Here is a 7,945-nt window from a genome sequence, read left to right on the forward strand (position 1 = left end):
CCAGCCCTGACGCGCGCCTTGCCACCACGCCTTCTGGGGGCAACGCATCTCACAGATTGAATGTGAACAGGCCCTAGTACCTCGATTACCGGGAAGCCCTGAGGGGGGCTTACTTTTGGGCGTGCTTCCGCAAGGAGGTGCGCCCTTTTTTTGTTTGTGATGCAATACGGGCTCGATCCGACAGATCCAACAAGGGAGGCCTTTCCATGCGCGCACTGCGGTTTTCATCGTTCCACCTTGCGCTTCTTTCTCTGCTGTCCAGTTTGCTGCTGTCCGCCGCAGCGGCCCGTGCGCAAGTCCCTGCGCAGGTTCCGGCCGCCGTCCCGGTGCCAGCCAGTACTGCTGCCCCTTCGCCGGTGGCCAGCGACATCACCCGCAGTTGCGCGGCGGGCAGCGGCTGCGTGCTGACCTGCCTGAACATGGCGGCCGAAACGGTCATGACCGAGACCGCCACGCGCGCGGTCCGCATCATCTCGCTGGCCAACGGCAACAGCGAATTCCGCATGGACAACGGCAATGCCGGCATCAACGTGATCCTGGTTTCGCATGACAACCTGATGTGCAAGCTCAGCGGTGGCGTCTGAGCAGGAGTCCGGCGAGGCTCAGTTTCCCAGCAATTTTTCCCGCACTGATTCTTCTTCGGCATGGCTGGCACTGGCACGTGCCAGATCTGACAAGGACAGCACGCCGACCAGCTGTCGGCGTTCCGGTCCATTCACCACCGGCAGGCGCGCCACCCCTTGTCGCGCCATCGCTCCGGCGGCCGCGCGCGCACTCAGATGGGGCAGCAGGTAGCCGGCATCGGCTTGCATCAGGGTGCCGCAGCATGTGGCCGGATCGGCGGCCTGCAGGCGGCTCAGCGCAACCATGCCGAGCAGGCGGCCATGCGCCGTCACCGGATAGTAGCGATGCACACGCTCTGCCGCGCGGCACCGCGCCAGCGCTTCACCGGCCGGCAGCGCCGCTTCCAGCGCCTGCGGGGCGGACATCAGGTCCTCCACATGCACCCGTTCCAGCGGATCGACACCATATTCGCGATGCACATGCAGGCCGCGCCGTGCGATCTTCTCGGTCATGATGGAGCGCTTCATCCACAACACGTTGACGCCATAGGCCACGGCCGTGGTGGCAATCAGCGGTAGCAGCGCATTGCCCGCGTGGGTCAGGCCGAAGGCGAAGACGATGGCCGTCAGCGGCGCACCGAGCACGCTGCCCAGCACACCGGCCATGCAGACCAGCGGCCATAGTCCCGGCGAGCCGCCCGGCAGCCACGGTGCGAGCACCAGGCCCAGACCGGCCCCCATCATGAGCAGCGGTGCCAGTACCCCGCCCGAGGTCCCCGACCCCAGCGCCAGCAGCCAGATCACCGCCTTCACCAGCAGCAGCGCCAGGGCCGCCGACACCAGCATGTGCTGGTTCAGCAGGTCGGCGATGACGTCGTAGCCCACGCCCAATGCGCGCGGTTGCAACAGCCCGCCGAGCCCGACGGCGATGCCGCCCAGCGCCGGCCACCACATCCAGTGCAGCGGCAAGCGATGGAAGCCGTCCTCGATGCGATACAGGGCCAGCGTCAGCAGCGCCGCCAGCACACCGCTGGCCAGGCCGGCGGCGAGACAGGACAACAGGGCGATCGGCGCGACCGGTGCCACCTCCAGCGGAAACAGCACGCCACCCTCGATCAGCCACGGCCGCAGGAAGCCTGCGATGGCGCAGGCCAGCGCGACCGGCAGCAGACTGCGCGGGCGCAGTTCGAACAGCAGCAGTTCCACCGCCAGCAGCAGAGCGGCCAGGGGCGTGCCGAAGATGGCCGTCATGCCGGCACAGGCTCCCGCGACCAGCAGGGTCTTGCGCTCGGCCGCAGTCAGGTGCAGCCACTGTGCCAGGAGGGAGCCGAGCGAGCCGCCGGTCATGATGATCGGCCCTTCGGCACCGAACGGACCGCCGCTGCCGATGACGATCCCCGATGACAGCGGTTTCAGCAACGCGACCTTGGGCGACATGCGGCTCTTGCCGAAGAGGATGGCCTCGATCGCTTCCGGAATGCCGTGGCCCCGGATCTTGTCGCTGCCGTAGCGCGCCATGAGTCCGACGATGAGACCACCGATCACCGGCAGCAGGGCCGCCATCAAGCCCAGTGTATGCGCGGCTGGCGAAATGGCCTCGAAGGACAGGCGCTGGAAGTAGAACAGGTTGGTGAAGAGTGCAATGAGCTTGAGCAGCAGCCAGGCCGCGCCCGTGGACAACACGCCGATGGCGGCCGCGATGGCGCATAGCAGGGGCAGCCGCCGGTCGGCGGTGTAGTCGCGTTTGTGTTTCATGGAATGGCGAATTTGAAGGGTAGGGGTGACGACCTCATCGTGGAGAAGAAGTCGCATGGATAAAAGGATAGGGGATTAATATATCATAACGTGATATAAAATATTCGGCCAGGAAGAGGCCGGGTGTTGCATGCATGGCGCGACTTATCCGCTTTTCTTCTATGCACAGGAGGAATGATTCGTTCGCAGCATGAGGAGGGCTCGCTACCCTGTGAGCCAGGAAATATCGACCTCAACCATGAATGATGGAGTGCCCATGCCGCAGTACGAAGACAAACACCAACCCGCCCTCGCCGCCGTGGAATTGAACAGCAAGCGCCGCCGCCTCATCGGTGCCGGGCTCGCCCTGGGTGCCGCCGGTGCCGCTGCGGCGTTCAGTCCGCGCCTGGCACACGCGGCCACGCGCCAGTTGCGTGTGGGTTATCAGAAAGGAGCGCTGAGCATCATTCGCGCCCACGGCACGCTGGAGCAGCGGCTGGCATCGCTGGGGGCGACCGTGAAGTGGGTGGAATTCAGTGCCGGCCCGGTGCAGCTGGAAGCGCTGGGGGCGGGCTCGATTGATTTCGGCGATGTGGGCGAAGCGCCGCCCATCTTTTCGCAGGCGGCCGGCACGCCACTGGTCTACGTGGGCGCGACGGTGCCGCGTCCTTATGTGGAAGCAATCCTGGTCAAGGATGACAGCCTGCAGAAACCGGCGCAGCTCAAGGGCAAGCGCATCGCCCTGAACAAGGGTTCCAACGTGCATTACTTCTTGGTCAAGCTGCTGGAAAAGCACGGCCTGCAATACGGCGACGTGACCCCGGTCTGGCTGGCGCCGGCCGATGCGCGCGCTGCGTTTGAACGCGGCTCGGTCGATGCCTGGGCGATCTGGGAGCCGTATCTGGCCGCCGCCCAGCAGAGCCTGAAGGCGCGCATCCTGGCTGACGCCGACGGGGTGGTCAAGAATCGTGCCTATTATTTTTCGACCCGTGATTATGCGCGGGACAATGCCGACCTCATCCGCATCGCGCTGGAAGAGCTGGCCAAGGTGGATGAGTTTGCCAAGACGCGCCCCGATGATTACGCCAGCGAACTGGCCGGAATACTGGGCTTGCCCAAGGGCGTGCTGGACGTGGTGGTGCGCCGCTACAACTACGGTACGCTGCCGATCACGCACGCCATTCTCGACGAGCAGCAGCAGATCGCCGATACCTTCCTCGATCTCAAGCTGATCCCGAAGAAGATCAACCTGCGCGAGACGGCACCGCCCTGGCTGGCGTAAACCATCCGCGCACGGTTCGTCACACCATGAACAAGGCCGCCGCAGGAAAAACCTGCGGCGGCCTTGTCGTTCTCGCGTAGCGGTTGATCAGGCCTTGAACTGCAAGGCGTTGGTCAGGTCGCCCATGGGTTGCTGGCCGCGCGCGATCATGGCGTCGTCACGTTCCTTGAGGCCATTGAGCTTTTCCAGGCCAAAGGTACGGGTGATGAGGCGCAGGATGGAGGCGGTGTCATACACCGTGTGATCCACCGTGCCCTTGCGGGCGAAGGGCGAGATCACCAGTGCCGGCACGCGCGTGCCCGGACCCCAGCGGTCGCCCTTGGGCGGGGCCACGTGATCCCACCAGCCACCGTTTTCATCGAAGGTGATGACCACCACCATGTTCTTCCACTGCGGGCTGGCCTGCAGGCTCTTGACGATGTGGGCGATGTGGCGGTCACCCGAGGCGATGTCGGCGTAGCCGGCGTGCAGGTTGAGGTTGCCTTGCGGCTTGTAGAAGGTCACCGGCGGCAGGCGGCCCGCCTCGACATCGGCCAGGAAGCGGTTGGTGCGCGACTCGTCGCCCAGGCCGCCATCCCGCAGGCGCTTGTTGCGCTCGGCAGGATTTTCCGGACCCAGGTTCTTGAAGTAGTTGAACGGCTGGTGGTGATACTGGAAATTGGGAATCTTGGGGATGCCCTTGGAATCCTTGAACTCGTCCAGCGTGGCCTGCCACGCACCCGCATACCAGGCCCAGTCGATGCCCTTCTTGTTGAGCTTGTCGCCGATGTGTTCGTGCGTCTGCGGCACCAGCACGCTGGGCTGGTTGGGTTCGGAATAGGCCGGGTTGTTGCGGTCGCGGCTCCAGGTCGGCCAGTACGGCGGGGCCATGGTGTTGACGGCGTAGCCGTCCGGCGTCAGCGCGCTGGGGCCGAACTTCGGCGGACCTTGCAGGGCGCTGGCCGGGCTGCCTTCGGCCGGCACCAGTTCCGGCGAGAGCGGATCATTGTTTTTGGTCTTGGCCACTTGCGTGCGCGAGACCGAGCTCATCACGTTCGGATAGTAGGGCGCAGTGGCGCAGATCAGGTACTGGTGGTTCAGGAAGGAGCCGCCGAAGGCACCCTGGAAGAAGTTGTCGCACAGCACGAATTCGCGCGCCACATCCCACAGGCGCAGGTTGTAGCGGGTGTCCGCATAGTGGCCCATGGTCAGGCCACCGGAATCGGCCCAGGCCACGAAGCCATCGTTCTTGCCGCCGTTGATCTGCATCTGGTTCTGGTAGAACACGTGCCACAGGTCGCGCGTGACCAGGCTCAGCGGCAGCGCTTCGCCTTGCGGGCCCTTGAGCGCATAGGGTGCGTTGGGCAAGTTGGTCTGGTATTGCTTGCCGCCAGCATAGTTGACGCCTTCCACGCTCTGGTCCTGGATCAGCACGCCGTTCCAGGCGGGGGGCAATTCCTTGAGCAGGCTGCCGTCACGGTCACGCTGCTGGTAGTCCGAGGGCTTGAGCGAGGACAGCGGCTTTTCCAGGCCGGGGAAATCGGCGAAGAGATTGTTGAAGCTGCGGTTCTCGGCGTAGATCACCACGATGGTCTTGACGTTATCGCGCAGGGCGCGGTCGAGCGCGGCGGACTCGGCCGGGTTGCCGCTGGGGTAGGGCACCGGTCCCTGGCCTTCGGTGGCGCAGGCGGCCAGCGTCGTGCCGGCACTGAGGGCCGCCATGCTGCCCAGGAAGCGGCGGCGGCCGGGTTGTTGCGGGATAGGGGGCGTTTCGCTGGACGCAGGCTGGCTGCCGGCGATGTCGTCGTCGTGCTTGCTCATGGATGAATTTCCTGTCGGATATTGTTGTGGAGTTTGGCGCGTTGCGGGGGCAGCATAGCGCGACCGTATGACAAGGATGTGTCTTTTCCATCATGCTGGCAATCAAGAAAATGACGAAACCGGCACCAAGAGACAGTGAAAGTTTGAGTAAAAGAAACGCTAGGATGGTGCTCATGCGTGGCGAAGGCCATAAAATGCGTCGACCGCACCGGTTGGGGCCACGCATCTCGCGGCCCGGCGACCGGGTCAGGTGAGTCCGGCAGACCAGGGGATGGTCGATTCGGCGCTCATGTCAAGGCGGTCTTGTTTGACGAGGGAATCATGGTGCTCAAAACTTTCCAATACCTGCTCATCGGTGCGGGCTTCAGTGCGTGCATGGTGTTCATGCTGGCGCTCGCCATCACGGAGCCGCTGACCTAGTGGCCTGGCGGCAGGGCCGGACGCGCAGTCCGGCCGCCCATCATCAGTACGTCCTATTTGCCTTGCAGCACCGGTTTTCCTGACCGGTTGACGGCGATGAACAAGGCCATCAATCCGACGAACGCGCCGAACAGCAGGGTGGCGTTCAGGATCACGCGCGGATAGCCGAGCGCGTTGACGTCGATGAAGGGGTAGGGATAGAAGCCCGACAGTGCCCCGCGCCACAGCGTCACCATCAGATACCCCAACGGGTAGACCAGCCACAGCAGTGCCTTCTTCAGCGAGGCCTGGAATACCGGCACGAAAAAAATCCAGTACACGATCGCCAGCAGCGGCACCACCGTATGCAGGCTCTCATTGACCAGCGCGCGAAAGCCGGTGGGCGTCCACAAATGGCGCAGCAGCAGGTTGTAGGCGATGCCGACGAAGGCCAGGTACGTGACCACGGCCGAGATCACCGTAGGCTGCCGGAAGAAGCGGCTCATGGGCGATCTCAGCGAGAGCGCCAGCGAGGTAAAGCACAGCGCACTCATGAGGATGGTGAGGTTGGTCAGGTACATGGTCAGCCGGTCCAGGCCATCCAGGATGCCGCCGCCGCGTGCCAGCAGGCGGTTGATGGTGATGTCGGTCTGTGCCACGAAGGCGAACCAGCTGATCACGGCGATCAGGCCGGCGACCGTGCGGGCGGCGGCCGAGTGGCGGCGCGCCGGGAAGAGATGTGCGCCAAAGGAATCCAGCGATTCCGGCGAAGGGATCCTGTCGTTGCTCATGGTGTGGTCTGTGGGAGGAGAGGGGACGGCTGCCGCCGGACGGATGGAGTTCCGGCGGCAACCGGCAATGGGCTCCATCATAAATCGGGCGGGCATGGTTGTGCTTGCCGGATGACATTCATTTTCAACCCTTACATCAAGACACATCGCCCATGTCCTTGGCGAGGGCCTGTCTCGTGCCCGGCTGCGAGGAGGGATTGCAGTTGCGGCAGGCTTCTTCTTTGGGATGAAGCTGGCTCATCCATGCGGTGAATTGTGCTCATCAATGCAGTCAGTGAGTGAGGAATGCGGCCTCGCTCGATGAGAAAATTTATCGCTTCAAATTCTAAGTTTTTTCCACCGGTCGGCGGGTCGTCATGGCCGCCGACGAAAATGAGCAGATTCTCTGCAAGCCAGATCCTGAGCGGACTTTGGGGGAGAGGGTGTCGCCTTGAAGCGACGCCTTCTCTCTAACAACTGTTACATTTTTTTTAGTTACAAGGCGCGTCAAAATATAAATAATTTGCCCTGTATTCGCTGCGTATTTACTGCAGAAAAACGGCGCTTCCAGCAATGCGTTCACTGTTACAAATTTGCGGTGAACTTTGCAAAAGGCATCCTGCCGAATCGCACAGGTTTCCTCCCGGACAATGCCTGGATACATCGTGTTCGGGTTGTCCATTCCCCTCTCATGGACTTCCGGAGGAGCCGCTTCCGTCGACCTTGTCGACGCTTAGACGCGCCGCTCGTGTTGCCGGTCTTTCCGATGATCGTGCAGGGCGGCTTTGGCACCGCGCAGGCGGTGCGCGTCATGACGTTGTCGTGCGCACCTTGGCGCAGGCTTATTTTTCGCGCGTAGATTTTTACGCATCAGGCACTACCATTTCAGGAGATCACATGCTTCGCTCGGAATCCCTCTTCGGCAAACGCGAAACCAGTTCGACCAATTCCCCGTTCAGCAGTGCGGGCAACGTCTCTTCTACTACAGGCGGCAATGTGACCAGCGTGAACAAACCTACCCAATATCCTTCTTCCGTCTCCAATACTGCGCCTGCGGCGACCGAGGAGAGCGGCAGCAAGCTGACCGTCGGGCCCAACATCAAGGTCAAGGGCGAGATCGAGGACTGCGACACGCTCGTCGTCGAAGGCAAGGTGCAAGCCACGATCAACTGCCGTGTGGTGCAGATTGCCGAGCGTGGTGCGTTCAAGGGTTCGGCGGAGATCGATCTGGCCGAGATCCGTGGCGAGTTCGATGGTGATCTCACCGTGCGCCAGAAGCTGGTGATCTATTCCAGCGGCAAGGTGACCGGCAAGATTCGTTACGGCAAGCTGGTGATCGAAGAGGGTGGCCAGCTGGCCGGTGATCTGCAGGTGGGCGGCGGTCACGAGCAGAAGGA

The 7,945-nt window shown here is 63.0% G+C and carries 7 protein-coding genes; 3 read left to right on the forward strand and 4 right to left on the reverse strand.

Features of this window, described 5'->3' with window-relative positions; all coding sequences use genetic code 11:
* Positions 1 to 206 precede the first annotated feature (206 nt).
* A complete protein-coding gene (locus B3873_RS23980; protein WP_286869448.1) occupies positions 207 to 584 on the forward strand; it encodes a hypothetical protein in 378 nt (125 codons plus the stop codon).
* 18 nt (positions 585 to 602) lie between these two features.
* On the opposite strand, the gene B3873_RS23985 is transcribed toward B3873_RS23980, so the two are convergent.
* Entirely contained in the window at positions 603 to 2,318 is a 1,716-nt protein-coding gene (locus tag B3873_RS23985; RefSeq protein WP_286869450.1) for a chloride channel protein, read from the reverse strand.
* Between the two features lie 256 nt (positions 2,319 to 2,574).
* On the opposite strand from B3873_RS23985, the gene B3873_RS23990 reads away from it, so the two are divergent.
* Positions 2,575 to 3,579, forward strand: a complete 1,005-nt coding sequence (locus tag B3873_RS23990) for a sulfonate ABC transporter substrate-binding protein (protein ID WP_286869452.1) — start codon at positions 2,575 to 2,577, stop codon at positions 3,577 to 3,579.
* Between the two features lie 87 nt (positions 3,580 to 3,666).
* Here the strand turns inward: B3873_RS23990 and B3873_RS23995 are convergent, their stop codons facing one another.
* The 3 genes from B3873_RS23995 to B3873_RS24005 all read right to left on the reverse strand — a co-directional run bounded on the left by B3873_RS23995 (position 3,667) and on the right by B3873_RS24005 (position 7,230).
* Entirely contained in the window at positions 3,667 to 5,379 is a 1,713-nt protein-coding gene (locus B3873_RS23995) for an acid phosphatase (RefSeq protein ID WP_286869454.1), read from the reverse strand.
* A 473-nt stretch (positions 5,380 to 5,852) separates the two neighbouring features.
* A complete protein-coding gene (locus B3873_RS24000) occupies positions 5,853 to 6,569 on the reverse strand; it encodes a Pr6Pr family membrane protein (RefSeq protein WP_121038768.1) in 717 nt (238 codons plus the stop codon).
* 325 nt (positions 6,570 to 6,894) lie between these two features.
* Positions 6,895 to 7,230, reverse strand: coding sequence for a hypothetical protein (locus B3873_RS24005; RefSeq protein WP_286869457.1), 336 nt, complete (start codon positions 7,228 to 7,230; stop codon positions 6,895 to 6,897).
* A gap of 215 nt (positions 7,231 to 7,445) precedes the next feature.
* On the opposite strand from B3873_RS24005, the gene B3873_RS24010 reads away from it, so the two are divergent.
* Positions 7,446 to 7,945, forward strand: a 500-nt coding sequence (locus B3873_RS24010) for a bactofilin family protein (protein WP_286869459.1), incomplete at its 3' end; no start/stop codon positions are given.

Source organism: Herbaspirillum sp. UBA812 (assembly GCF_002296545.1).
Lineage (GTDB): Bacteria > Pseudomonadota > Gammaproteobacteria > Burkholderiales > Burkholderiaceae_D > Herbaspirillum > Herbaspirillum huttiense.